General features: G+C 63.3%; 26 protein-coding genes. 10 read left to right on the forward strand and 16 right to left on the reverse strand.

All coding sequences use genetic code 11. From position 1 onward, the window contains the following. Positions 1-52 precede the first annotated feature (52 nt). Entirely contained in the window at positions 53-1,186 is a 1,134-nt protein-coding gene (locus N7568_RS08115) for a winged helix DNA-binding domain-containing protein (RefSeq protein WP_261609371.1), read from the forward strand. An 82-nt stretch (positions 1,187-1,268) separates the two neighbouring features. On the opposite strand, the gene asd is transcribed toward N7568_RS08115, so the two are convergent. From asd to N7568_RS08165, 10 genes are all read right to left on the reverse strand, one after another. Continuing rightward, entirely contained in the window at positions 1,269-2,411 is a 1,143-nt protein-coding gene (asd, locus tag N7568_RS08120; protein WP_261609372.1) for an aspartate-semialdehyde dehydrogenase, read from the reverse strand. 106 nt (positions 2,412-2,517) lie between these two features. Next, positions 2,518-2,739, reverse strand: a complete 222-nt coding sequence (locus tag N7568_RS08125; protein ID WP_261609373.1) for an NF038396 family protein — start codon at positions 2,737-2,739, stop codon at positions 2,518-2,520. 10 nt (positions 2,740-2,749) lie between these two features. Further along, a complete protein-coding gene (locus N7568_RS08130; RefSeq protein WP_261609374.1) occupies positions 2,750-3,349 on the reverse strand; it encodes a dihydrofolate reductase in 600 nt (199 codons plus the stop codon). Beyond that, positions 3,346-4,149, reverse strand: a complete 804-nt coding sequence (locus tag N7568_RS08135) for a thymidylate synthase (RefSeq protein ID WP_261609375.1) — start codon at positions 4,147-4,149, stop codon at positions 3,346-3,348. The genes N7568_RS08130 and N7568_RS08135 overlap by 4 nt, the downstream gene beginning before the upstream one ends. Next, on the reverse strand, positions 4,146-4,538 hold the full coding sequence (locus N7568_RS08140) for a GntR family transcriptional regulator (RefSeq protein ID WP_261609376.1): 393 nt from the start codon (positions 4,536-4,538) through the stop codon (positions 4,146-4,148). Before N7568_RS08140 ends, N7568_RS08135 begins: the two co-directional genes overlap by 4 nt. Continuing rightward, the gene (locus N7568_RS08145; protein WP_261609377.1) at positions 4,535-6,181 is read right to left on the reverse strand and encodes a hypothetical protein; all 1,647 of its coding nucleotides are present in this window, start codon (positions 6,179-6,181) and stop codon (positions 4,535-4,537) included. The genes N7568_RS08140 and N7568_RS08145 overlap by 4 nt, the downstream gene beginning before the upstream one ends. Positions 6,182-6,250: 69 nt before the next feature. Then, entirely contained in the window at positions 6,251-7,219 is a 969-nt protein-coding gene (locus N7568_RS08150) for an NUDIX hydrolase (protein WP_261609378.1), read from the reverse strand. 9 nt (positions 7,220-7,228) lie between these two features. Further along, positions 7,229-9,478, reverse strand: coding sequence for an RNA degradosome polyphosphate kinase (locus N7568_RS08155; RefSeq protein ID WP_261609379.1), 2,250 nt, complete (start codon positions 9,476-9,478; stop codon positions 7,229-7,231). A 103-nt stretch (positions 9,479-9,581) separates the two neighbouring features. Continuing rightward, positions 9,582-10,553, reverse strand: a complete 972-nt coding sequence (gene mshD / locus N7568_RS08160; RefSeq protein WP_261609380.1) for a mycothiol synthase — start codon at positions 10,551-10,553, stop codon at positions 9,582-9,584. 250 nt (positions 10,554-10,803) lie between these two features. Beyond that, positions 10,804-11,502 (reverse strand): winged helix-turn-helix transcriptional regulator, encoded by a 699-nt coding sequence (locus tag N7568_RS08165; RefSeq protein WP_090817688.1) that lies wholly within the window; start codon positions 11,500-11,502, stop codon positions 10,804-10,806. 262 nt (positions 11,503-11,764) lie between these two features. Here N7568_RS08165 and N7568_RS08170 point away from each other — a divergent pair, with 262 nt between their 5' ends. From N7568_RS08170 to N7568_RS08200, 7 genes are all read left to right on the forward strand, one after another. Then, complete coding sequence (locus N7568_RS08170; RefSeq protein ID WP_261609381.1) at positions 11,765-12,499, forward strand: permease; 735 nt, start codon at positions 11,765-11,767, stop codon at positions 12,497-12,499. 166 nt (positions 12,500-12,665) lie between these two features. Beyond that, complete coding sequence (locus tag N7568_RS08175; RefSeq protein WP_261609382.1) at positions 12,666-13,265, forward strand: FABP family protein; 600 nt, start codon at positions 12,666-12,668, stop codon at positions 13,263-13,265. Between the two features lie 50 nt (positions 13,266-13,315). Then, entirely contained in the window at positions 13,316-14,038 is a 723-nt protein-coding gene (locus tag N7568_RS08180; RefSeq protein WP_261609383.1) for a flavodoxin family protein, read from the forward strand. 22 nt (positions 14,039-14,060) lie between these two features. Further along, positions 14,061-15,146 carry a CAF17-like 4Fe-4S cluster assembly/insertion protein YgfZ gene (gene ygfZ, locus N7568_RS08185; RefSeq protein WP_261609384.1) on the forward strand — a complete coding sequence of 362 codons (1,086 nt, stop codon included), beginning with the start codon at positions 14,061-14,063 and terminating at the stop codon, positions 15,144-15,146. After that, entirely contained in the window at positions 15,143-15,571 is a 429-nt protein-coding gene (locus tag N7568_RS08190) for an ankyrin repeat domain-containing protein (RefSeq protein WP_261609385.1), read from the forward strand. The genes ygfZ and N7568_RS08190 overlap by 4 nt, the downstream gene beginning before the upstream one ends. Before the next feature lie 109 nt (positions 15,572-15,680). Beyond that, positions 15,681-16,310, forward strand: a complete 630-nt coding sequence (locus tag N7568_RS08195) for a PadR family transcriptional regulator (RefSeq protein ID WP_261609386.1) — start codon at positions 15,681-15,683, stop codon at positions 16,308-16,310. Beyond that, positions 16,294-17,814 (forward strand): DHA2 family efflux MFS transporter permease subunit, encoded by a 1,521-nt coding sequence (locus tag N7568_RS08200; protein ID WP_261609387.1) that lies wholly within the window; start codon positions 16,294-16,296, stop codon positions 17,812-17,814. Before N7568_RS08195 ends, N7568_RS08200 begins: the two co-directional genes overlap by 17 nt. Before the next feature lie 70 nt (positions 17,815-17,884). On the opposite strand, the gene N7568_RS08205 is transcribed toward N7568_RS08200, so the two are convergent. From N7568_RS08205 to N7568_RS08225, 5 genes are all read right to left on the reverse strand, one after another. Further along, positions 17,885-18,634: a GNAT family N-acetyltransferase gene (locus tag N7568_RS08205; protein WP_261609388.1), complete on the reverse strand. Its 750-nt coding sequence runs from the start codon at positions 18,632-18,634 to the stop codon at positions 17,885-17,887. A gap of 17 nt (positions 18,635-18,651) precedes the next feature. After that, complete coding sequence (locus N7568_RS08210) at positions 18,652-19,677, reverse strand: ATP-dependent 6-phosphofructokinase (RefSeq protein WP_261609389.1); 1,026 nt, start codon at positions 19,675-19,677, stop codon at positions 18,652-18,654. Between the two features lie 204 nt (positions 19,678-19,881). Then, positions 19,882-20,130 (reverse strand): PspC domain-containing protein, encoded by a 249-nt coding sequence (locus N7568_RS08215; protein ID WP_142938347.1) that lies wholly within the window; start codon positions 20,128-20,130, stop codon positions 19,882-19,884. Positions 20,131-20,161: 31 nt separating this feature from the next. After that, positions 20,162-20,533, reverse strand: a complete 372-nt coding sequence (locus tag N7568_RS08220) for a hypothetical protein (protein ID WP_261609390.1) — start codon at positions 20,531-20,533, stop codon at positions 20,162-20,164. A gap of 1 nt (position 20,534) precedes the next feature. Continuing rightward, the gene (locus tag N7568_RS08225) at positions 20,535-22,091 is read right to left on the reverse strand and encodes a PspC domain-containing protein (RefSeq protein ID WP_261609391.1); all 1,557 of its coding nucleotides are present in this window, start codon (positions 22,089-22,091) and stop codon (positions 20,535-20,537) included. 124 nt (positions 22,092-22,215) lie between these two features. Between N7568_RS08225 and N7568_RS08230 the strand changes: the two genes are divergently transcribed. Both N7568_RS08230 and N7568_RS08235 read left to right on the forward strand, forming a co-directional pair. Continuing rightward, positions 22,216-23,709, forward strand: a complete 1,494-nt coding sequence (locus N7568_RS08230; RefSeq protein ID WP_261609392.1) for an ATP-binding protein — start codon at positions 22,216-22,218, stop codon at positions 23,707-23,709. After that, positions 23,706-24,380 carry a LuxR C-terminal-related transcriptional regulator gene (locus N7568_RS08235; RefSeq protein WP_261609393.1) on the forward strand — a complete coding sequence of 225 codons (675 nt, stop codon included), beginning with the start codon at positions 23,706-23,708 and terminating at the stop codon, positions 24,378-24,380. Before N7568_RS08230 ends, N7568_RS08235 begins: the two co-directional genes overlap by 4 nt. 78 nt (positions 24,381-24,458) lie before the next feature. Here the strand turns inward: N7568_RS08235 and N7568_RS08240 are convergent, their stop codons facing one another. Then, the gene (locus N7568_RS08240) at positions 24,459-25,688 is read right to left on the reverse strand and encodes a pyridoxal phosphate-dependent aminotransferase (RefSeq protein ID WP_261609394.1); all 1,230 of its coding nucleotides are present in this window, start codon (positions 25,686-25,688) and stop codon (positions 24,459-24,461) included. Positions 25,689-25,725 lie beyond the last annotated feature (37 nt).

Genomic DNA, 25,725 nt, shown 5'->3' on the forward strand with positions numbered 1-25,725 from the left:
CTGGGAGGCGCGGCAAGGTTCCCTGTGCTCGTCGGCCCTTTTAGGATGAAGCATGCCTGCAGCCCAGATGAGTCTCAGTCCGCGCGTCATGGGCCGATTGCGGCTCGCCAGCCAGGGGTTGTTGGGCGGCGGCTTTCCCACAGTGCCGGACGCAGTCCGTTGGATGACTGCCATGCAGGCCCAGGATCTCGGCTCGGCCCTCTGGGCGGTGGGGCAGCGCGTGCCGGGAACGGCCGCCTCGGATGTCCGGGCAGCCCTCGACGCCGGTACAGTGGTCCGTTCGTGGCCCATGCGCGGGACGCTGCACCTGCTCGCGCCGGAAGACCTCCGCTGGATTCTGGGCATCACCAGTGAGCGCCTGATGAATTTGGTGGCGGGCCGGCACCGCGAGCTCGCCATCACTCCGGACGACATCAACCATTGCCGGGACATCGCCTTCAAAACCACGGAGGTCCTCAAAGAATCCGAGGGCGCACCCGGCGCAACCCGGGAGCAGCTGTTCCAGGCGTTTGAGGAGGCCGGCCAGATCACCAAGGCCCAGCGGGGAATCCACTTGCTGGGGAGCCTGTGCCAGCGTGCGTTGCTTGTCCAAGGACCCATGGCGGTGACCGACGGAAAAGTGGGCGTGCAGCAATTGTTCGTGCCGTTCGACGAGTGGATTCCGGACTCGAGGAACCTTGGCCGCGAGGAGGGGATTGCAGAGCTCCTGTTCCGCTACCTTCGGAGCCACGGCCCGGCCACCATCAAGGATTTTTCGTGGTGGTCCCAGGTCCCGCTCACGGAGGCGAGGACAGCCCTCAAGGGCATCCAGGATCGCCTGGTTGAGCTGCAGTTTGGCGGCGCCAGCTACTGGCTCTCGCCCGAAACAGCAGCAATGCTCGACGACGGGGTCCCCGGTTCCCGCTCGCTGCTGGCACTCCCCGGGTTCGACGAATACCTGCTCGGTTACCAGGACAGGAGCCTGGTCCTCGCCCCCGGGCACGCAGAGTTGGTAGTGCCGGGCAAGAACGGTGTCTTCAAGCGCATCATGGTGTCCGGTGGAGAAGTCGTGGGAACGTGGGCACGGACTGCCAACGGCAAGACGGCAGGCGTCGCGGCCGAGCCCTTCACGGGTCAGCTTGGTCCGGCTGCTGAGCGCTCGTTCCAAGCCCAAGGGCGCGCCTACCTGAAGTTCATGGCTGGCTAGGCGGCCCTCAACGTGGCTGACCCGCTGTTCCGTCGCAGTTCAGCAACGGGACAGCGGGTCAGCGACGTTCCAAGGGCAGAGCTTAGAGCTTGCCCGTCACGATGTTGAGCATGCGGCGCAGCGGCTCGGCTGCACCCCAGAGGAGTTGGTCGCCCACAGTGAAGGCGCTGATGTACTCAGGACCCATTTCGAGCTTCCGGATACGGCCCACGGGGATGTCCAGGGTGCCGGATGCTGCCACAGGGGTCAGGTCCGCCATGGAGGCTTCCTTGGTGTTGGGAACAACCTTGGCCCACTCGTTGTCCTTGGCCAGGAGGCTCTCGATTTCAGTCACAGACAGGTCTTCGCGCAGTTTGAGCGTGAGGGCCTGGGAGTGCGAACGCATGGCGCCGATGCGGATACACAGGCCGTCCATGGCGATGTGGTCCTTGCCGGCAGTGCCGTTTCCGGTGCCGAGGATCTTGTTGGTCTCCACGCCGGCCTTCCACTCTTCCTTGGACTGGCCGTTGCCCAGATCGGCATCGATCCAAGGGATGAGGGAACCGGCCAGCGGCACGCCGAACTGGGTGGCGTCCACGCCGGTGCGTTGGGCTGCGAGGACCTTGTGGTCGATTTCGAGGATGGCCGACGCAGGATCGTCCAGTTCGCTGCTGACCTCGTTGTTGAGGGTGCCGAACTGGTTCAGGAGCTCGCGCATATGCCGCGCGCCGCCACCGGAAGCCGCCTGGTACGTCATGGACGTACCCCATTCGACCAAGTTGTTCTTGAACAGGCCACCGAGGCCCATCAACATGCAGGAAACCGTACAGTTGCCGCCGATGAAGTCCTTCACGCCGCCGGACAGGCCGGCATCGATGACGTCGCGGTTGATGGGGTCCAGCACAATGATGGAGTCGTCGTTCATGCGCAATGTGGACGCAGCATCGATCCAGAGGCCGTCCCAGCCGCGGCTGCGAAGTTCGCCGTGGACCTGCTTGGTGTAGTCGCCGCCCTGGGCGGTGACAATAATTGGCAGCTTGGCAAGCGTCTCAATATCGAACGCATCCTCGAGCTTGCCTGCCCCATCAGCGAAGGACGGGGCGGCACCTCCTGCGTTCGAGGTGGAGAAAAATACCGGGTTGATGTTGGCGAAGTCGTTTTCGTCCTGCATGCGCTGCATCAGGACGGAGCCGACCATGCCACGCCAACCGACCAGTCCTACGGACGGATTAGCTGCTGTAGTCATTCCCCAAGTCTAAACTTTCGGGACGCAGAGCCGCTGTTGGTTACGTCACGACCGGAACGTACGACGGCGGCATTCGCCACAGCGCTCCGTCATCCGACCGCAGAGGCTACTGGCCGGCGTCGGGCTCTTGCAGCAAAAGTGCTTTGCGCTTGCGCAAGGCGAAGAACGCGCCAAACGTGAACACCTGCGTAACAACGATCAGGACGACAATCCCCGCAATGCGGTTGCCGCCCAGAATCATGGTCAGTCCCACAATGGCCGAAATCAGCGCGAACAGCGGCAGCAGCATATAGCCCAGCACGAACAGGGTTTCAGGTTTCTTCAGCATGCAGGCTTTCCTAGCTTTCTGACCGGCGCCACGTGGTGAACCGGTAGTTTGTGCCGTTCTTGGCGGTCAGCCAGCCCTCGGCCGGCGCCACTGTGTCAAAGGTCCACTCATCACCAAGCTCGGGAGCATAGGTGTCGCCCTCCACATCGGTGTCAATGATGGTGATGACCGCCAGGTTGGCGATACCCATGGACTGGCGATAAATTTCGCCGCCGCCAACGATCCACACCTTCTGGCCGCCAGGGGCGAATTGCGACTCCAGCAGTGCGGCATCCAGGGAGGAAACCACGACGGCGCCTTCCGCCTCGGGCGTGGACGCCCACTCTTCGTTGCGGGTCACCACAATGTTGGTGCGGCCCGGGAGCGGACGGTACTTTTCCGGGAATGACTCCCACGTCCTGCGGCCCATGATCACGGGGTGTCCCGTGGTGATCTGGCTGAAGTGCTTCATGTCTTCAGGCAGGTGCCACGGCATGGCGCCATCCTTGCCGATCACGCCGGATCTGGTCTGAGCCCAGATCATGCCGATGCCCGTCATTTTGGCAGCGGTTTCCTGGGTGAAAAGGACGCCGGGGAGCTGGGCCGGAACGTCGGAAGACGAAGTGCTCATACCGCGATCGGGGCCTTGATGGTGGGGTGGTGGCGGTAGTCCACAACCTCGAAGTCGTCCAGTGTGTAGTCGAAGATCGAGTCCGGCTTCCTGAGGATCTTCAGCTGCGGGTACTCGTACGGTTCGCGGCTGAGCTGCTCGGCAACCTGCTCCACGTGGTTGTCGTAGACGTGGACGTCGCCGCCGGTCCAGACGAATTCGCCGGGCTCGAGTCCCAGCTGCTGGGCAACCATGCGGGTGAGCAGGGCGTACGAGGCAATGTTGAAGGGGACGCCCAGGAACGTGTCCGCGGAGCGCTGGTACAGCTGGCAGGACAGTTTGCCGTCCGCAACGTAAAACTGGAAGAACGCGTGGCACGGGGGAAGCGCCATGTCCTTAAGCTCGGACACGTTCCATGCGGACACAATGTGCCGGCGCGAATCGGGGTTGGCTGCCAGGCTGGTCATGACCTCGGAGATCTGGTCGATGTGGCCGCCGTCGGGGGTGGGCCAACTGCGCCACTGGACGCCATACACGGGACCGAGTTCGCCGTCGGCATCCGCCCATTCGTCCCAGATGGAGACCCCTTGGTCCTGCATCCATTTCACGTTCGAGTCGCCGCGCAGGAACCACAGGAGCTCTACTGCAACGGACTTGAAGTGGACCCGCTTGGTGGTGATCAGCGGGAAACTCCCGGCAAGGTCGAACCTCAACTGACGGCCAAAAACGCTGCGCGTTCCGGTTCCGGTGCGGTCCGACTTGTGCGTGCCGTTGGCCATGACGTCGCGCAGGAGGTCTTCATAAGGGGTGGGGATGCTCACGAGTCCAGCTTACTTGCCAACCTTCCTCGAAGGAGATCAATGAGCGTTTCGTCACTCACCCTCGCGTCGCGTGCGGTCCGAATCAAGCCGTCGACGGCGGATATCACCGCCGCGTCCGCGCGAACAGTGCCGTCCGGCGCCTGAGGCGGGCCGACGACGATGGTCCCGTTCCGCCGTCGTGATTCGATCAATCCCTGCTGCTCGAGTTCTTTGTAGGCGCGGGCCACGGTGCCGGCGGCGATGCCCAGGTCCGCGGCCAAACTGCGGACTGTGGGCAGTCGGCTTCCGGGTTCCAGCAGGCCGACGGATATCAGAGAACTGAGCTGCCGGCGGATCTGCTCATACGGCGGGACGGGATCCGATAGGTCCACCGTGATCCCGGCAGTCATTGTGCGTGCTCTCCTTGCTTGGCAGGCTGGCCACGGGGGATGGTCCGGAACAGGCTCCGCACCGGCGTCACGGCGACGATGACCGCGATGACGGCCAGGACCATGCCGATCGTGGGGAGTGGGCTGGGGCCGATCGGATCCGGTCCAGACGCGGACGGGAACACTCCGTACCAGGCGTTGCCGGTACTGATCAGCAGCACGGCGGCCTGCCCCAGGCAATACGCTGCCAAGGTCCGGACGATCCTGTACATGCTGATGGCCCGGAGCGCGGTGTCCAGCCCTGCGTTGCCGCCCGTTTCGCGGATACCACGACGGCGGCGCACGGCAAGGATTGCTCCGGCGCCGGCCAGCGCGACCACCACGGAGACGAGAACCGCTGCCGGCCAGACCTTGGGCCCAAATGGCTGCACCTCGCCGGCCACAGCGAAGGCAACGGCCACGGCCAGTACCAGGCTGCTGCCGATCGCAAAGGAAAGCAGACCCTTGGAGACGGGTTGCCGCGGCCACTCTTTGGGAGCGTCGGACGACCCGTAGTTTTTGGCGGTCAGGAGCTCGCCCGCAGCGATGGCGGCCAAGAGAACCACTGCCACCAAGCCGACCATGGATGGAAAAGCCCAGGTTTCAGGGGGTCTCCCCGGGAGGAGGATCGCGGCGAAACCCGCCACCAGCGCCAGCCCGCCCAGCATGCCCAGTGCTGCTCCGATCGAAATGCTGAGCCGCGCAGCCCGGTGGGTTCGGGGATCGGCGCGGAGCGTGGCGGCACTCGTGGTCTTGGTGGCCTTGAGCAGCGACGGCAGTTCGGGAACCCGCCACCACCACATCATGAGGAGCAGCACCATGTTGATGAGTCCCAGCACGTTGAACCAGGACGACTGCCACATCACGCCGGGTGCCGGCTGTGATGCGAAGTTGCCGGCGACGGTGGCAAGCCCGGCAGCGATGGTTGCCACTGTCCGTAGCAGCCGGTTAGTGGCTATTGTCCGGAGCGTTCGGTTGTCATCGCCGTCAAGCGTTTCCAATTGGCGACGCCGGGCAATAAGGAGGAGCACCAGCCACGTTCCCATGGCCAGGACCAGCAAGGACCCGCCGAGCCATAGGGCCAGTTCCAGGCCCGGAATCCGGCCGTCCTGCCCTTGGCCCATATAGCCGTTGTCCACAGGGGGCTCCAGGCCCGGTGGCGTAGGCGGGACCGGGGCGTGTGCCGGCAAGGCTGCGATCCAAGCGATGGCCAAAGCTGCGTAGCCGAAGATGGCAGCCGTGGTCCAAGCAAGTTTGCGGGGAAGGAAGTCCCCGATCCTCCGGACCTTCAGTTCTGCGTAACGGCGTGGTGCCTTCGGCGCGGGGTAACTCAGCTGACCGAGCGCGTGGACGGCCAGGCTGGCAACGATCGGCCAGGCGAGTGCGTTGGCGATCTGGTCCGGAGTTGCAGGAGCGCTTGATCCCAGGGGATTCGCCCGGATGATTCCGGCGCTCATGGCACCCTGCAGGGAACTGGCCATCCAACCAATGATGCCCACCCAGAGTCCGTGTGAGGCTACGGATTGGGCATCCGGCTTGGACCAGACCTGCATCCGGAGGAACAAGTACACGATGATGGCACCGACTACCGGTCCCAGGAAATACATTGTTGGCAGAACGACCACGGCAAGACCCCCACATCTTTTGTATCAAACTACTGATACAAAGCTGTGAGGGTCAAGCCGCTTATGGCATCAGTCGTCGAAAGGCTTGACCTGTTCCACGGACACAATCTTGCGTTCGGATCCCCGTGCCACCTGGCAAACGATCACTTCGCCGGGCGAGAGATACGGGTCGGCAACAGGAAGCAGGGCACGCAGGGCCTGGGACATATGCTGGCCCAACTGCTTCAACGCCGTGGGCAACGCCGGTCGATGGGTGCACACCGCGATGGCCACCTGCTTGTCGAACAAGGCCTCAACGGCTGCAGCGGTCTTCTTGGGAGAGCGTTGGTGGTTGTGCTCCGTGAGGGCCTCCACCAGTTTCACCTTGGCCCCGCTGGCCTTGGCGTATGGCGCGATAGTGGCAACACAACGCGTCCAGGGGCTGGTGACCACGCGTTGCGGCTTCCACACTTCCAGAAGACGCTGGACAGCAACCGCCTGGCGCTGGCCCGTGGCTGCCAGGGGCCGGTCGCCCTCGGCCTTGGTCCACGAGGACCGGGGCTTCGCCTTGGCGTGGCGGATCAGCACCAGCGGCCAGGTGTCCAACTCGCCGCGGACGTGGGCCTTCCCGAGGTATTCGAGTGGCTCCACATCCGTAGGGTTGCTCAGGAAAGAGGCCGCACGGTCAGGGCTGCACCACATGACACTGTCTACCTCTTTGCCGTCCGGCTTCAGCTGTGCTCCGTTGACCTTGACGGCCCAGTACCGGACCACCTTCAAACCGGCGGCTACATGGTAGTGAATCGCCGGGAGCGGTATGCCCAGCGGAGCCTGGAGGCCAATCTCTTCCCACACTTCACGGGCCCCGCACTCGGGAACCGTTTCGCCGGCGTCGAGTTTTCCTTTGGGCCACGACCAATCGTCGTAACGCGGACGGTGGATCAGGAGAACCTCAAGGGCACCCTTGTTGATCCGCCAGGGAATGGCGCCGGCGGCTATAACGGCCACCGGCTCGCCGGGGTGGTCTGATTGATCCGCCACGGGGGTATCGCTGTTCAAGTGGTTCCTCTACCGCCGGGCCGATGCGCGCTGCCGTGAACGCGACTCCAAGAGCCAGGACTGCATGTCCAGGAGCGGCTTGCCATCCTCGTCCAAGTGGAACCTGGTCCAGTGTCCGCTGTTGTCCAGGTGCCAACTGGCGGTCCCGTCGTCAACGTAGCGGCGCAGCAGGTCCATGACAGTAGCTGTGTCTTCCTTGCTGGCCAACTGAACCAGTGCCTCCACGCGACGGTCCAGGTTGCGGTGCATCATGTCGGCGGAGCCGATGTACACCACGGGCTCGCCACCGTTTCCAAAGGCAAAGACGCGTGAGTGTTCAAGGAAGCGGCCCAGAACGGAACGGACCCTGATGTTTTCGCTGAGTCCCGGGACGCCGGGGCGCAAGGAGCAGATGCCGCGCACCACGACGTCAACCTTCACGCCGGCCTGCGAAGCCCGGTAAAGGGCATCGATGATGGCTTCGTCCACCATGGAGTTGACCTTGATCTGCACCAATCCGGGAGCACCGGCCTGGGCATGGCGGATTTCGGCTTCAATCCTGTCCATCAAACCTGCCCGCACCGATCGCGGCGCAACTAGCAACCTCTTGAACGTGGACTTCGGGGCGTAACCGGAGAGCTGGTTGAACAGTTTGGACAGGTCCTCGCCCACTTGCTCGTTGGCCGTCAGGAGGCCAAGGTCTTCGTAGTAGCGGGCCGTCCGCGGGTGATAGTTGCCGGTGCCGATGTGGCAGTAGCGGCGGAGGCCATCCACTTCCTGTCGAACAACCAAAGACAACTTACAGTGAGTTTTCAGGCCCACGATGCCGTACACCACGTGAACGCCGGCTTGCTCCAGCTTGCGCGCCCAGGAGATGTTCGCCTGCTCATCAAAGCGGGCCTTGATCTCCACGAGGGCCAGGACCTGCTTGCCTGCCTCGGCGGCATCAATCAGGGCATCAACAATGGGGGAGTCACCTGAGGTCCGGTACAGGGTCTGCTTGATGGCCTGCACCTTGGGGTCCGCGGCCGCCTGCTCCAGGAAGGCCTGGACGGAGGTGGAGAACGAGTCATACGGGTGGTGGAGCAGGATATCCCGGCGGCGCATCGCGGCAAAGACGTTGGCGGCCTTCGATGTCTCGGACTCGTTGAGGTACCGCGACGTGTGCGGGACGTGCTTGGGGTAGTGCAGATCAGCGCGGTCAATGGCACTGATGGCTGACAGTCCACGGAGATCCAAGGGCGCGGGAACCGAGTAGACCTCGGACTCTTCAACCCCGAGCTCACGGATCAGCAGAGCCTTGATGTTCGGGTTGATGTCCGTGGTGACTTCCAGTCGCACCGGCGGGCCAAAGCGCCGACGCAGCAGTTCCTTCTCCAAAGCCTGAAGAAGGTTCTCGGCGTCGTCCTCTTCTACTTCCAGATCCTCGTTGCGGGTCACCCGGAAGGTGTGGTGCTCCAGGACTTCCATGCCCGGGAAAAGCTTGTCCAGGTGGACCGCGATGACTTCTTCCAAAGCGATGAACCGGGCCACCCGGCCGGGAATGGCGCCAGCGCGGGGACCGTCCACGGAAATGAGGCGGGGGAGCTGGTCCGGCACCTTGACACGGGCGAAAAGCTCCTTGTCGCTGATGGGATTGCTCACGATGACGGCGAGGTTCAGGGAGAGGCCGGAGATGTACGGGAACGGGTGTGCCGGGTCCACTGCAAGTGGGGTCAGGATGGGGAAGACTTTCTCCTGGAACATGATGCTGATCCGGTGGCGGGCATCATCATCCAGTTCATGCCAGTGCATGATGTGGATGTGCTCGTAGGCCAGTGCCGGGCGAATCTGCTCGGCGAAGACCCTGGCATGGCGTTCCTGAAGCCTGTGGGCCTCTTCGCTGATCTGCTCCAGTACTTCGATGGGACTCAGCCCTGCGGGGGAGGGCACGGCCAGGCCCGTCGCGATGCGGCGCTTGAGGCCAGCCACCCGAACCATGAAGAACTCGTCCAGGTTTGAGGCGAAGATCGACAGGAAGCTGACGCGTTCCAGCAGGAAAAGGTCCGGATCCTCAGCAAGCTCCAGCACTCGGGAGTTAAACGCCAGCCAGCTCAGCTCGCGGTCCAGGAAACGGTCCGGTGAGATGTCCCCTTCAGGCTCCAGGCTCGGCGCGAACTCGGGTATATCGATGCGGTCCTGGGTGGCTCGCGAGGCCGGCACTTCCGAGGACCCGAAGCGCGGGGGCAATGTTGCGCCCTTCGAGGTGGATCCGGCGGTGCCGACGGGGTCCGGCTGCATGGGGTTCTCCTAAGCTCAGGACGGGGTTTCCTCCCACATTACAAGCAAAATCGGTGCGCGAATCCAAGATGTCCCCGGCTTTCCATCCGGTGATCCTGCCAGGTTAATTTTTGGTTAAAGGCCCATACATCACATCGGTGTCCCAACGGACAAAGCCAAGTTTCTGATAAAGGGCTGCTGCTGGCTCGTTGTCGGCGTCCACATAGAGCATCACGGCGTGCAGGCCTTGGTTCTGAAGGTGCTCAATTCCCGCAACCGTCAAAGCCTTGCCCAGGCCCAAACCCTGCGCGGCCGGAGACACACCTACTACGTACACTTCGCCAATGGCCGGGTGCGGGCCCTGGCGGGGATGGATCTTGGTCCAGTGGAATCCCAGCAGGTCCCCTTCGGCGTTGACCGCCAACAGAAAACCTTCGGGATCGAACCAGTCTTCAGCTTCGCGTGCCTCAAGGTCCGCGAGGGTCATGGCACCCTGTTCGGGATGGTGGGCGAAGGCGGCCCGGTTGGCCGCCAGCCATGCTTGCTCATCCTGGCCAGGCACGAAGGCGCGGAGCGAGACGCCGTCCGGAAGCCCGGCGTCGGGCAGCGACGCGGCCGAAGACATCAGCCGCATCTTCCACAGTTCCCGCACCGGCCCGTAACCAAAGCGGGTGGCCAGCTCGGCAGCGGCCTCATGGTTGCCGTGGGACCAGGCGCTTAGTCCGTCGAGGCTTCGCTTGCCCTGCAGCGCGCCCAGGAGCCTTCCAGCCACGCCTTGGTTGCGGTAGCTGGGGTGTACGGCCAGCTCCAGCACGCCAGTAGCGTCGGGCCCTTCGACCACGACGGCGATCCCCGCCAGATCTTCGGCAGTCGCCGGGTCCGAATCCTCGTCCGGGGCGTAAAGAGCCAAAGACAACACTGAGTGATCGCCCGAATCGACTCCCCGCAGCATTACCAGCGTCTGTTCAGACAGGGGAGGGTTCCCGTCGGACTCCTCCGCGGCGGAGGCCAGGGTCTTGAAGTCCTTGAGGAGCTCGGCGTCCAACGCGCCGTTGATGATCAGTACGGGCCAGTTCTCCGGGTGCGCGTGACTCATGATGTAAGGCTATACGCCCCGGGCAAGCCCTGTGATTTGATGTCCCGGCCCAACGGCGGTAGTCTCAATATCTCATTCGGCTTCGGCTGGATACAGGGGGGATCCACCAGTGGGGTGGCCTCGATACGTTCGACCCGTATGTCCTCCACCAAGAAACAAAAGAAGAGGCCAGGATCCGTGGGGATCCTGGCCTCTTCTTTGTGTATTCGGATGTTTTGTGTGTGTTCGGATACGTGGGCTCAGCGCACGTTCAGGCCTCGGAAAGTTCGTCGTCCGGCAACCGGACAAGCGTCAGCCTGTAGCCCACGTTGCGGACCGTGCTGATCAGGTTCTCGTGGTCAACGCCCAGCTTGGCGCGGAGCCGCCGGATGTGCACGTCCACGGTCCGGGTGCCTCCGTAGTAGTCATAGCCCCAGACTTCGGTCAGCAACTGCTGGCGGGTGAATACCCGGCCCGGGTGCTGTGCCAGGTACTTCAGGAGCTCAAACTCCTTGAATGTGAGGTTCAGCGGCTGGCCATTGACGCGTGCGGTGTAGCTGGCCTCGTCAATGACGACGCCGGCGGCCCGGATTTCGGTCTGGGTCTCTTCTTCCCCGGTGACAGCCCGCGCCATCGCGAGGCGGATGCGTGCTTCCACTTCGGCCGGGCCTGCAGAGTCCAGAACGATGTCATCGACTGCCCACGCGGAGGAGACGGCAGCCATGCCACCCTCCGTGAGGATCAGCATGAGGGGTGCGCTCAGGCCAGTGGCCTTCAACAGCTGCGTCAGTGAGCGGGCACCCACCAGATCCTTGCGTGCGTCCAGGAAGACGATATCCGTGGGATCGGTTTCGAGCAGTGCAGTGGGCTCTGCCGGGAGGATGTGCACGCGGTGGTTCAGCAACTCCAAGGCAGGCAAAATGTCCACCGAAGAGCCGGTGCTGTTCGTCAGGAGCAGGATGTGCGACATAGTTCCTCCAATGGGCTTTACGCGCATCATCGGGCGTCGAAACCGGAGTCTCACCGGTCGGTCACAGCGCATTGGCAGCCTCTGCCCGTTGTAACGGGATTCAGGCCAAGACAGTGCGCCGTTGAAGTCTGAGTATACCCATCAGTGCCCTGCGACACATGGATTCGTGACGGGCTGGCACGGGAATTACGACATATTGGGCCAGCTTAAGGCAGGATTGTCGAGAGGTCGTAAGGCGCATCGGATAGAGGTCGGGCACACAGTGAAGTCTTGGAGCATCGGGGTATTCGGACTCGTGGCGCTCGCAGCCATCGTGGCCAGCACCTTCGTTTCCCGGGAAGCCATGGTGGGCGTAGGCATCGCGGCGTCCGCGGCTGTGGGGATCGGCTGGCCGCATTTCCTTGGCGTCCCGGCCAAAAAAACGTTGGCGTCAGTCATTGGGCTGGCCGGTGCAGGCTCGGCTGTGACTGCTGCCTACATGCCTGCGCCGGGGTTCCTGGACGGAACACCCGCCTTCATCGCCCTCGGCGTGATGGCAGTGTTTGTCGTCCAGCTCGTCCGGGGCACCGGGCAAGCCCAACGCCTGGAATCCACTCTTGGATGCTCCGCCGGTGTGCTGTTGAACTGCCTTGGCGCAGGCTGGATAGCCAGCGCCCGTTTCAATGGCGTCAGGGAAATGGTCCTGGTGGCCGGCCTGAGCGCTGCGGTGGCCCTGTTGGTGGGAATCATCCGCTGGCCGGACCGCATAGTGGCTCCGCTCGGTGTTGTGATGGCAGGACTCATGGGTCCGCTTGCGGGCCTGGTATTTTCGGATATCGCAGTCCTTCCCGCTGCCTTGGTGGGCGTTGTGGTTGGTTCCGTCCTGGTGTGCTTCCGTCGGATGACCACTCTCCGGAGGGGACGGCTTAACATTCCAGCAGCAGTAGGCATGGGCGTGGCCCCCGTCTGGGCAGTGGGTGCCCTGGCGTACTTCATAGACAAACTACTCATCTACTAACGGTTAGGATGGCATCATGTCTGTACTCGCATTTGAAATTTTCTTCCTCGTTCTCCTTGGCCTGGCCAGCGTTGCCATGGCATGGTTTGCGGGTTTTGTCGTTTACCGCCTTTTCAAGGGTCAGAAGTAAGCCTTTTGGTCCTGCAGCCCAACAGAGGTAGTCGTTGTGCCTATTGAGATCCCAACAGATCTGACGCCTGAACTCGTCCCCCTTTCCTGGCTCATTGGTGAGTGGGAAGGTCGCGGCCGGCTAGGTAGTGGTGACGAGGATTCCGAGCATTTCGTCCAGCATGTCTCCTTCACGCATAACGGACTTCCGTACTTGCAGTACAGGGCCGAGACCTGGCTCAGCGACGACGCTGGCGCCAAGTTGCGCCCGTTGACAGTGGAGACCGGGTTCTGGGCTCTGGAGCGGAAACTTCAGGAAGGCGACGGCGGCCCGGGACTCATTCCTGCCGACATCGTCCCCGTCCTCAAGACAGCCGATGAAGTTGAGGAACGCCGCAACAAGGACGGCGGTTTTGACATCTCCGTGTCGATCGCCCACCCAGGCGGTATCACCGAGCTCTACTATGGCCAGATCAAGGGTCCCCAGATCCAGCTGAGCACCGACATGGTGATGCGCGGCAGCCACTCCAAGGAATACACCGCAGCCACCCGGATTTTCGGTTTGGTTGACGGGAACCTCCTGTGGCGCTGGGATGTTGCTGCCAGCGGCAAAGCACTGGAAGCGCACGCCTCGGCGTTCCTTCACAAGGTGTCCTGACCCGAGGCCTCACCGTACGTTCCATAAGCAACCAGCAGAAGGAGCAGAAAGTGAACACCGACCTCAAGCCAGGCGGATACGAGGGCCTCAAAGCCGTTTTCTTCAATGGCACTCTCAAACCGTCGCCGCAGCTCAGCAATACCGATGGCCTGATCAGGATCAGCCGGGACATCATGGAGAAGCAGGGCGTCGCTACCAAGCTTGTCCGCACCGTGGACCATGACATCGCCAGTGGTGTCTATCCGGATATGCGCGAGCACGGTTGGGCGACGGACGAGTGGCCGGAGATCTATCCGGATGTCCGGGATGCCGACATCGTGGTGGTTGCCGGTCCCATCTGGCTGGGCGATAACTCGTCCCAGACCAAGAAGCTCATCGAGCGGCTGTATGCCCATTCCGGTGAGCTGAACAGCCAGGGCCAGTGGGCGTTCTACCCGAAGGTGGGCGGCTGCCTCATCACAGGCAATGAGGACGGCATCAAGCACTGTTCCATGAATGTGCTGTACAGCCTCCAACACATCGGCTTCACCATCCCACCCCAGGCCGACGCCGGATGGATCGGTCCGGTGGGCCCAGGACCGAGCTATCTGGACGAAGGGTCAGGTGGTCCGGAAAGTGATTTTACTAACAGGAACACCACCTTCATGACGTGGAACCTGCTCCACATGGCCAAGCTCCTTCGCGATGCCGGGGGCATTCCTGCCTACGGCAACCTGCCGGAGGAATGGAAAGCGGGCACCCGTTTTGATTTCGAAAACCCGGAATACCGCTGAGCCTCAAGGACTTCTACTACATATGACTTACAAGAGCCTTCTGTTGTCGCGCCCCGGCGCCGTCGAGGACACCGGCCTGGATGCCGGTGTCGCGGCCCATTACGGCGAGCCCTTGCGTGAGCAACGCGCCTTGGCAGCCGGTACCGCCGTCGTCGATCTTTCGCACCGCGGAGTGGTGACCGTGTCCGGACCGGACCGGCTAAGCTGGCTCAACACCTTGTCCTCACAGCAGCTCACCAACCTGCAGCCCGGCGTCGCCAGCGAGCTGTTGCTGTTGAGTGTCCAGGGCCGCATTGAGTTTGATGCCCGGGTGATTGACGACGGCGAGACCACATGGCTGATAGTGGAGACCGCCGAAGCGGTGCCTTTGGCCGAGTGGCTGAACAAGATGAAGTTCATGCTTCGTGTCGAGATTACGGACGTCTCCGGGCAGTGGGCCGTGCTGGGTTCCACCAAACCTGTGGAGCAGTTGTCGTCCCGCTTGGTGTGGGAGGATCCGTGGCCGCGTGTGAGCCCGGGCGGCTACGCGTACAGCATTGTCCCGGAAGAGTCGCACCCAGGCCTTGAGCGCCCTTGGTTCGAGTACCTTGTCCCGGTTTCAGAGCTTGAAAACGCAGTGGAAGGTTTGCCTTTGGCAGGTGCCTTGGCGGCCGATGCCCTGCGGATTGCGGCGTGGCGGCCCCGCCTCGGTGCCGAGACGGACGAGAAGACAATTCCGCACGAGCTGGATCTCCTCAGGACTTCGGTCCACCTGAACAAGGGTTGCTACAAGGGCCAGGAGACCATTGCGCGTGTCCACAACCTCGGCCACCCGCCGCGTCGCCTCGTCTTCCTGCAGCTGGACGGTTCGCAGCACACCTTGCCCGCCGTTGGCAGTGTTGTATTTGCCGGAGAACGCAAGGTAGGTACTCTGACATCGGTGGCGCAGCACTTCGAAATGGGACCCGTCGCTTTGGCCGTGGTCAAGCGCTCCGTTTCAGCGGATGACACCCTGACGGTGATGGACGGCGAGGAGCCTTATGTCGCTGCCCAGGAAGTGATCGTCGCCCCCGACGCCGGCCAGGTTGTCGGGCGCCAGACCGGATTCCTGAAGGGACCCCACCGATGAGCCAACAGAATCAGCCCAACGGTCACGAGGCCGCCAGCCCTGCCACGGGTGCGGACGACGAAACGTTGGCCCTCGCCCACGCCCTGTTCGATGCCGCCCGTGAGGGGAACACCGAATTGCTGCGTGGCTACTTGCATGCCGGAGCCCCGGCCACACTGACCAATGCCGCCGGTGATTCCTTGCTGATGTTGGCTGCCTACCATGGGCATGAGGAAGCTGTGCAGTTGATCGTCCACCACGGAGCGGACGTCAATGCCACCAATGACCGAGGCCAGACGCCCTTGGCAGGAGCCGTCTTCAAGGGATACACGGGTGTCGCCAGAGCGTTGCTGGACGCGGGAGCAGACCCCGACGCCGGAACGCCCACCGCCCGCGAGGCTGCAGCCATGTTTGCCCGGTCTGAAATTATGGCCCTCCTGGACTAAAACGAGCATTGAGGGTAGCCCGGTCGCTGTGGCGACCGGGCTTACTTGCACCCATATATTCCACGTGGAATAGTTGTAGTGGAATATGATTCGTGGAAGGGGGTCTGCTGTGCCCAAAACTGCAGAGCTGACGCCTTTGGGTGTCGCATCCTTGGCGCTCCTGTCAGAGGAGCCCATGCATCCGTACGAGATGTACCAATTGCTGATGGCCCGCCATGAAGACCGGCTCGTCAAAGTGCGCCCTGGAACGCTGTACCACGCGGTCGGTCGCCTTGAGGATAACGGGCTCGTGGAGGCAACAGGAACCGAACGTGAAGGCAACCGGCCCGAGCGGACCACATACCGGATCACCGCCGCCGGGCACCAGGCTCTCGACGCCCGGCTCCAAGCCATGCTGTCCACGCCCGTCAACGAGTACCCGCTCTTTCCGCACGCCATTGCCGAGGCGCATCATCTGCCTGCAACGGTGGTGATGGGGCTGCTGGAAGAACGCCTGCTGGCACTCAGCGCTGACCTCGAGTTCCTGGTCCATGCAGAGGCAACTGTGTCGGCCAAGGGGCTGGCCCGCAAATACTGGATCGACATCACCTACCAACAAGCCATGCGCCGAACGGAGATCGCGTGGATCCGCGGCCTCCTCGAGGAGTTGCGCAGCGGGCAGCTGCCCTGGGACGAACCCCTGGCAACTCCCTCCGAACTTTCAAACAAGCCAAAGGAATCCCTTGGAAAACGTAGCTAAGCCGTGGCCCGCGCTGTGGTCACTCGTGGTGGGCTTCTTCATGATCCTCATCGACACCACCATTGTGTCTGTCGCGAATCCGCGAATCATGGAAGGCCTCAACACAGACATCAACGCCGTCATCTGGGTCACCAGTGCCTACTTGCTGGCCTATGCCGTGCCCCTGCTCATCACCGGCAGGCTGGGGGACCGGTTCGGTCCCAAGAACCTCTACCTGATCGGCCTTGTGGTCTTCACCCTCGCATCGTTGTGGTGCGGCCTGTCCGGTGACGTCACCATGCTGATCGCAGCCCGCGCTGTCCAAGGCCTGGGTGCCGCCATGATGACTCCCCAGACCATGGCCGTGATCACGCGCATCTTCCCGCCGGATCGCCGCGGTGCCGCCATGGGGCTTTGGGGCGCCACCGCCGGCATGGCCGTGCTGGTTGGCCCTATCCTGGGCGGCGTGCTGGTTGACAGCCTAGGGTGGGAATGGATCTTCTTCGTCAACGTCCCCATTGGGATCGTGGCCTTCATCCTGGTGATGCGTTTCGTACCGAAATTGACCACCCACACGCACTCATTCGACGTCCTCGGCGTGGTGCTGTCCGCCGTCGGCATGTTCCTGCTGGTCTTCGGTATCCAAGAGGGCCAGACCTACAAGTGGGGAACGGTCACTGGCTTCGTCACAGTCTGGGGCCTGATTATCACGGGACTGGTCGTCCTGGTGCTCTTCGTGGTCTGGCAGTGGCAGCTTGAACGTCGTGGCGGTGAACCGCTGTTGCCGCTTGGCCTGTTCAAGGACCGCAATTTCTCCTTGGGCAACAGCACCATCATGGCCGTTGGATTCACGGTGACCGCGTTCCCGCTGCCCACCATCTTCTATTACCAGACGGTCCGCGGGCTGACGCCAACGCAGTCGGCGCTGCTCATGATCCCCATGGCCGTTATTTCCGGTGCGCTGGCGCCGTTCGTAGGCAAGCTCATCGATCGCGCCAACCCGCGGTACTTTGCCTCGTTTGGCCTGCTGTGCATGGCAGGAGCCCTGTTCTGGACTGCTGCCCTGCTGGGACCGGATACTCCTATCTGGATGTTCCTGCTGCCCAGCGCGCTGCAGGGTGTTGCCAACGCTTTCATCTGGGGACCGGTGTCCAACGCCACCACCCGCAACCTTGAACCACGCCAAGCCGGTGCTGGGTCCGGTGTCTTCAACACCACCCGCCAAATCGGTGCTGTCCTGGGTTCAGCGGCCATCGCTGCCCTGATCCAGTCGCGACTCTCGGCGGAATTGCCCGCAGCCCCCGCTGGCGCACCGGTTGGCGAAGTCTCCATGGGCGGCGTACTGCCGGAAGCCCTTCATGCAGGATTCTCGACGGCGATGAGCCAGTCCATCCTGTTGCCCGCCTGTGCGATTCTGCTGGGCGCCGTCGTGGCATTGTTCTTTGGCAAGCCGAAGGCCGTCAGTGGGTGGGGCGGTAATGCCGGCTCCGCTGCGGAAACCGCCAAGGCTGATCTCAACACCTAGAGTTTTTGTACACCTGATGCCCTTAAGAAGGCTCCAAAAGGGCGTTATCTGTACAAAAACTCCGGGGGAGTCAGCCGAGGAGCACGCTCGCGTGGAGCCCGCCCGTGGCAAAGCCAAGGCTGCGGGCCATCGCGAGTGCCCCGGTGTTGCTGACGTCTGCCTTCCATTGGAGGGTCAGCCCGGCTGCGAGGGCTTCGTGGGCGGCGATGGAGGCAGCCAGCGTACCCAGTCCGCGCCGACGCCACGGAGGTCCAACCAGCACGCCCATGTTGGCCAGGATGCCTTCCCACTCTGAGTACGCGCCGCAGGCCACCGGAGTGGGCTGCTCCTCATCCGGGTGCATGATGGTGAAGCGGTGCTCAAGTCCTTGCAGGCCCACCTCATTGACGTCATCCGGAGGGCATAACCCTTCAAGAGTGATGGCTTCAGGGTTGCCCCGTGAAACCGTGAGGTCCTCGGCGGGCTGCTGCAGCGGCAAGTCGTCGGCAAAGAACAATGCAGTTGACCCGAGCCCGTGCCCGCCGTGTGAGCGCGTCAGGGTCAGCAACGTGACGTGCTGGGCGAGCTCTGTGTCGGGAAGCCCGGCTGCTGCGTCCAGGGCCCACTGTGGCCCCACCAACGCCGAGACCCCGAAGAGCCTCAGGAAGACCAACGCCCGCGCCGATTCGTCAACGCGGGTGATGCGGTGCGCGGGGTCGCCCAGGTCCGTTGACGAACCCGTAAGCCGGTCCGCAGCGGTGGCGAAAGCGTCGTCGTCGAGTCCCAAATGGCGAGCCCACGCCAGCTGGATGATGGCAGCGGACGTGGGCTCGAGAGTCATGAATTCAGCCTAGCCGACTAGCCGAACAGCACCGACGCTTCGTCGTAACGGTGCTGCGGAACGGTCTTGAGCTTTCCCAGTGCTTCTTCGAAGCCTACGTGGGAGATGTCAGTTCCCTTCAGGGCCACCATGGTGCCCCAACGGCCGGCAACTACCGAGTCAATCGCGGCCATGCCCAGACGCGTTGCCAACACGCGGTCATACGCGGTGGGGACGCCGCCGCGCTGGATGTGTCCAAGGATGGTGGCACGGGTTTCGATTCCCGTGCGAGCCTCAATTTCAGGTGCAAGCTGGTCGGCGATCCCGCCCAGGCGGGGTCGGCCAAAGGTATCCAGTCCGCGCTCGGAGTGCGGGGATCCCATATGATCCGGCACGAAGCCTTCGGCGACAACCACCAGCGGGGCACGGCCACGGTCGTGGGCTTCCTGGACCCACTCGGTGATTTCCTCGATGCTGACCTTCTGCTCGGGGATCAGGATTGCGTGGGCGCCGGCAGCCATGCCCGCGTGCAGCGCGATCCAGCCGACATGGCGGCCCATGACTTCGGCGATCATGCAGCGGTGGTGGGACTCGCCGGTGGTGCGAAGGCGGTCGATCGCTTCAGTGGCGATCTGGACGGCAGTGTCGAACCCGAACGTGTAGTCGGTGGCGTCGAGGTCGTTGTCCACGGTCTTGGGGACGCCAACGATTTTCAGGCCGGCGTCGGTAAGGCGCTTGGCTGCGGCCAGGGTGCCTTCGCCCCCGATGGCAATGATGGCGTCAATGCCCAGGCGCTCCATGTGGGCTTTGATGACGTCCGGGCCGCCGCCGTTTTCGAAGGGGTTGGTGCGGGAGGTGCCCAAAATGGTGCCACCCTGCTTGGCGATACCACGGACCATGGTGCGGGGGATGTCGATGACATCACCTTCAACCACACCACGCCAACCGTCACGGAAGCCAACAAACTCCTGGCCGTGGATGGCAATGCCCTTGAGGACTGCTCCGCGGATCACTGCGTTGAGGCCGGGGCAGTCGCCGCCGCTGGTAAGAATGCCAATTTTCATGTTTGCTCACTCATGGCTTGGAGGAATACGTGCAGAGCGCCACGCTGAGCTCCCCATGATTGTAGACGGGCATGTGGGGTGGGACACAAACGGTTACTTTTGAACCATGCCGTGCGGTATTGGAAACCTGGCCGAAAACAACGGAAGCGCCCCGCCAGCAGGCGGGGCGCTTCGCATCAATGCGTTACGGGGAACTGGAGTGAACTACCGGGAACGCTGGCTGATGAACGACTCAAGCGCGATCTTGTTGTTCTGGTCCGGCAGGAGGAGCCAGCCCAAAATGTAGACCACGAATGCCGGGCCGGGCAGCAGGCAGAACAGCAGGAACGCGACCCGGACATATGCCACGTCTACCCTGAGCTTTGCGGCGATTCCTCCGCAAACGCCGCCCAGCCAGCGTTGCGGTCCACGCTTCAGGCCGAAGCCCCTGACGATGCTGAAGAACTTGTCCATGGCTACAGACTCCCCTGTTGTGGTTGCTTTGTCACTTCGTGGTGGTCACTTTCTTGGAACCCTTGCGGGCCGACAGGAGTCCGCCAACCACCAGGGCGGCGCCAGCGCCGATCATGAGTCCGATCAGCACATAGGTGCCGTTCAGCGTCACCCAGCCCAATGTCGAGATGACGATCAGGGCGGCCAAGGCGATGACGATCAGTCCCCACACCACGGTGCCGATCCGGGCTTGCTGGGGTTCCTCGTCGGCCGGGTGTTCCACTTTGAAGCTGGGCTCCAGGTTGGGCGTCAGCGGGATCTGCTGGAGGTTCGGCTTGGGGAGGGCCTCCGTGGGGCGTGTTTCCTTGGGCAGCGCCTCTGTGGGTTGGGCCTCGCGTGCCTTGCCTGGTTCGTTCGTGCTCATGTCAGTTTCCTTCCTGGATGGTGACGTTGCTGAACGTGCCATCGATTTCCACCACGAGGTTGGCTCCGGGCTTTTCTGTGTTGTAAAGCGTCCTGTCATCCTGGAGGCGGCCACCGCGGTCCGAGCCACGTTCGTTGAGGTTGCCGAAGGTCATGTCCGCCCTTACCTCCACGGGGACGTCGTCGGGAATGATGACTGTGACGTTGCTGGCGGTTGCATCCACGGGAATCAGGACCTCTGAAACCAGCGGGGGTGTCATGGTGATTTCGCTCAGGTCCACCAGTCCCTTGGCCCCGGTGACATCGATGCCTTGCCGCGCTTGCTCCAGGCTGGTGGGCGCCCAGTTCACGTCGTGGAAGGCGAAGCGGTCTCCGCCCCTCGGGACCACGTTGAAGATTCCGCCGATGATCAGGGCAACCACGGCGAGGAAGCCAAGGAACCCCGACGTCCGGCCGCGCAGTCCCGCCACGAGGATGCCAAGGCCGAGCACCGCTGCACCAGTGGCCCAGACCACGGCATTGGCGGAGTTGCCCAACTCAATGACGTTGCCGGCGTCGAGCGCTTTCAAGGTGCCGCCGGCCAGCAACGCTGCGCCGGCAGAGACGGCCACGATCGCAGGACCGGGGCCCTTGCGCTTGGGGGTGGCGGGCTTGGGCTGCCAACCTTGCGGGGGCGTGGGACCATACGGTGGGCGCGGGCCGGTGGGGTCGAACGGTCCCGAAGGCGGAACAGGGCCGGAGCCGTAGCCGCCGGCGGGATTGGGCCGTCCTTGGTGTTTGGTCCCAGGTGTTGCCGCACCGTAGACAGGCACGCCGGTGTTGGTGCCGGCAGTGGTCGTGGGTGCAGTCGTGGCTGCATAGGAAGCAGGCGTCCCGTAGGCAGTATTGCTGCCGTGAGTCGGTGCGTAGTGTTGCTGCTGCCCCATGGGCGGGGTTCCCTTCGAAGCTTTATTGCGTTGGACCAGGAAGTAGATGAGGTAGAAGACGCCGCCCATCCAAAAGAGTGTCCAGAACAGGCCTGGAAGCCCGTCCCAGCCCCAGCCCCAGAATCCGCGGCCCAGGCCCGGCAGTCCAATGATGGTTGTGATCAACGCACCGGTCATGCCCCCGGACCAACGGCCCGCAGCGGCTTCCTGCACGTGGATACGGCCGTCCGGTTCGGGCAGGAGTGCCCACGCGATGCCGTACAGCAGGACACCCACGCCGGCGAAGAGTGCCAGGACAATGAAGATGCCCCTGACGATCAGCGGGTCGATGCCGAACCGGTGGGCCACTCCACTTGCTACGCCCCCGATCCAACGGTCCGGTCCACGGCGGATCCCTTGGCTGCGGATCCAGTCGAAGAAGTTCTGCTGGGACGTTCCGGGGACGTCGGTGGTTGGCGTGTAGTTGCCGGCGCCGGGACCCGTCCCCGCAGATGCGCCGGCAGAAGGCTCTCCTGTTGCCCCGGAAGCGGAACCGGCGGCACCGGTGGAAGCGCCGCTGGGGGCGCTGGAGCCGGATGGGCCGGCGTTGACTGGCGTCCCGGGTTCTTCTGGGTTCATGCTGTTCGCGTTCATACTTCGATCCTGCCGTCCGGCGCCCTTTCCCTCTACTGGGGGATACCCTGAATGATCCCTGAGGGACCCCCGAACAACGCTGGTTTCCGGTCCGGGTCACCCTGATCCGTGTTTGGATTGGTACATGACAACCGCTGTGCAACGCCCCACGCTGGTCCGCAGCAGCGACCGCATGATCGCGGGCGTCTGCAGTGGACTGGCCGATCATTTGGGGTGGCCCGTCAAGTTCGTCCGGCTTGGCATGATCCTCGCCTGTTTCGCCGGTGGAGCAGGGGTGGCCTTCTACGCGTGGCTGTGGACCATGGTCCCCACCGCGGACGAGAGCGCCAAGCGCAATGCCCGCCGGCCGGCGTCTCCCATTGCCCCCGCAGTGAGCCTGCCGCCTGTTCCGGCCGCCGGCGTTGGTGGCGCCTGGGTATCAAAGGCGTACGACGCCGGTCCGGCGCCTGCGGTGCCTGGCGGACCGTCGGGGGGTGTCGCCCCGGCCGCTGCCGGCCCGGCGGGCGGGGGATCCTCCGCCCAGGCGGGTGCCTCGTCCGGTTACGGTGCTGCTTCCGTTGATGACTGGTGGGGTGGCAGCGCTTTGGCGTCATGGTTCTCCTTCCGCCGGATCCAGTACGGCAAGGAAATCCTGCTCGGCGCGGCACTGCTCCTGGTGGCCGCCATCCTGATCGCACGCCAGTTCGGCGTGGACGTTCCCCTGGGAACCCTGATACCGGCCGCAGCCATCCTGGGTGGTGCGGCAATAGCGTGGATGCAGCTGGACGAAACCCGCAGGGCAGGTCTGCTGGACAAGACCAAGGCCGACCAAGCGGGTGGATGGGTCCGCCTGGCAGCCGGCTTGGCCCTGGTGGTAGCCGGTGTCCTTGTGATGGTGTCGGGTTCGGGATCGTGGGAACAGACCTGGTTGGCATTGCTGGCATCCGTCGCCGTCCTTGGCGGTGTTGCCTTGGTCCTGCTGCCATGGGGGCTGAAGTTTTGGAAGGACCTGGAAACGGAGCGGGCGGGCCGCGTCCGTGAGACAGAGCGCGCTGAGATAGCCGCCCATTTGCACGACTCCGTCCTCCAGACACTGGCCCTCATCCAGCGACGGGCCGGTTCCGAACAGGACGTGATCCGGCTGGCGAGGGCGCAGGAACGCGAACTCCGGGCCTGGCTCTTCAGCGATGCCGCCAAGGAATCGGGCCTTCTGGCTGATCGGATCAAATCCGTTGCGGCCGAAGTGGAAGACTCCCACGGCCACGCGGTAGAGGTGGTGACCGTGGGGGATACCGACATGACGGACCGGCACGAGGCTTTGGTCCAGGCGGCACGGGAAGCCATGCTCAACGCAGCCCGGCATGGTGGTGGAACAGTATCGGTGTATCTGGAGAGCACCGCGGGCAGCACCGAGATCTTCATTAAGGATCGGGGCCCCGGCTTCGACCTTGATGCTGTCCCGGAGGACAGGCTGGGCGTCAAGGAATCGATCATTGGCCGCATGAAGCGGCACGGTGGCACCGCAACCATCACCAGCAGCAGCGACGGAACAGAAGTCCGGTTGGGACTTCCGTCAGTAAACGCCGACGCCGGAGAGCAGCGGAACAACGAAGCGCGAAATGGAGAAGCGAAGCAATGACTATCAATCCTGACACTGGTGCAGGACGCACGGTGCGTGTGGTCATCGTGGATGACCACACGATATTCCGCTCCGGTTTGAAAGCCGACCTCGATGCCCGCATGCATGTTGTGGGTGAGGCCGGAACTGTGGAAGAAGCCATAGCCGTCATTGCTGGGACCCGCCCGGAGGTGGTGCTCCTGGACGTGCACCTTCCCGGTGGGCTGGGCGGTGGCGGCCGGGAAGTCATTGCCGGATCGGCCGCTTTGTTGGGGACCACCAGCTTCCTGGCCCTGAGTGTTTCCGACGCTGCCGAGGACGTGGTGTCAGTGATTCGCGCGGGCGCCAGGGGTTATGTCACCAAGACCATATCCGGCAAGGAAATTTCCGACGCCGTGATCCGGGTGGCCGATGGCGACGCCGTGTTCTCACCGCGCCTCGCAGGCTTCGTGCTGGATGCCTTCGGGACCGCTCCAGCAGACATCGCGGACGACGAACTGGACCGTCTCTCCGCCCGTGAACTCGAAGTCATGAGGCTGATCGCGCGTGGGTACAGCTACAAGGAGGTGGCCAAGGAGCTCTTCATTTCCATCAAGACCGTGGAAACGCACGTTTCTGCGGTCCTGAGGAAGCTCCAGCTCTCCAGCCGCCACGAACTCACCAAATGGGCAGCTGAGCGCCGCCTCCTTTGACGTTCCCTCACTTCCCACCCTTAAACGGAAACGCTCTTCCACCCGTCATGGTGGAAGAGCGTTTCCGTCGGCCCGTTGTTACTTGGCTTTGCCCAGGAATTCCTGGATCCGGCGGACGCCCTCTGCCAGGTCCTCGTCGCCGAGCGCGTAGCTCAGGCGGACATAGCCGGAGGGGCCAAAGGCCTCGCCCGGAACCACGGCAACCTCAACCTCGTCGAGGATGAGCGTGGCGAGTTCAGCCGAGGTGGCCGGGCGGACGGGACCGTTGGAGGTCTCGAATTCCTTACCCAGCAGGCCGCGGACGTCAGCGTAGACGTAGAAGGCGCCGGTCGGCGTCGGGCATTCAACGCCTTCGATCGCATTCAACCCCGCGACAATCGCCTTGCGGCGGCGGTCGAAGGCTACCTTCATTTCGTCGACGGCGGTCAGCGGGCCCGTGAGGGCAGCGGCGGCCGCGATCTGCATGATGTTGGAGACGTTGGACGTCGCGTGGGACTGAAGGTTGGTGGCAGCTTTGATGACGTCTGCCGGGCCGATCATCCAGCCCACGCGCCAACCGGTCATGGCATAGGTCTTGGCCACGCCGTTGAGGATGACAACTTTGTCGCCCAACTCGGGTGCCGCGGTAGCGATGGAGGTGAACTCAACGCCGTCGTACGTGAGGTGCTCGTAGATTTCATCGGTGACGACCCAGAGGCCCTTGGCTGCGGCCCATTTGCCGATCTCGGCAACCTGTTCCGGGCTGTAGACGGCGCCGGTGGGGTTGGAGGGGGAAACGAACAGCAGGATCTTGGTCTTGTCCGTCACGGCGGCTTCAAGCTGCTCGACCGTCACGAGGTAGCCCTGCTCCGGTCCGGCGAAGACCTCAACTGGCACGCCACCGGCAAGGCGGATGGCCTCCGGATATGTGGTCCAGAACGGGGTAGGAATGATGACCTCGTCGCCCGGGTCAACCAAGGTAGCGAAGGTGTTGTACACAGCCTGTTTGCCGCCGTTGGTCACCAGGACCTGGGAAGGGTCAACTTTGTAGCCGGAGTCCCGCAGGGTCTTCTCGGCGATGGCCTTCTTGAGTTCCGGGAGTCCACCTGCGGGGGAGTAGCGGTGGTACTTCGGCTGGCTCGCGGCTTCAATGGCGGCCTGAACGATGTAATCCGGGGTGGGAAAATCGGGCTCGCCGGCACCGAAACCAATCACGGGACGACCCGCGGCCTTCAGTGCCTTGGCCTTGGCGTCAACGGCAAGGGTGGCGGACTCGGCGATGGCGGAGATTCGCTGTGAAATGCGGGCGGTAGTTGTTCCGGCAGACATCTATGTACCGTTCTTCGCAGGCAGCTCGTGGGCTGGA

The sequence above is a fragment of the Paenarthrobacter aurescens genome, assembly GCF_025421775.1.
GTDB lineage: Bacteria > Actinomycetota > Actinomycetes > Actinomycetales > Micrococcaceae > Arthrobacter > Arthrobacter aurescens_B.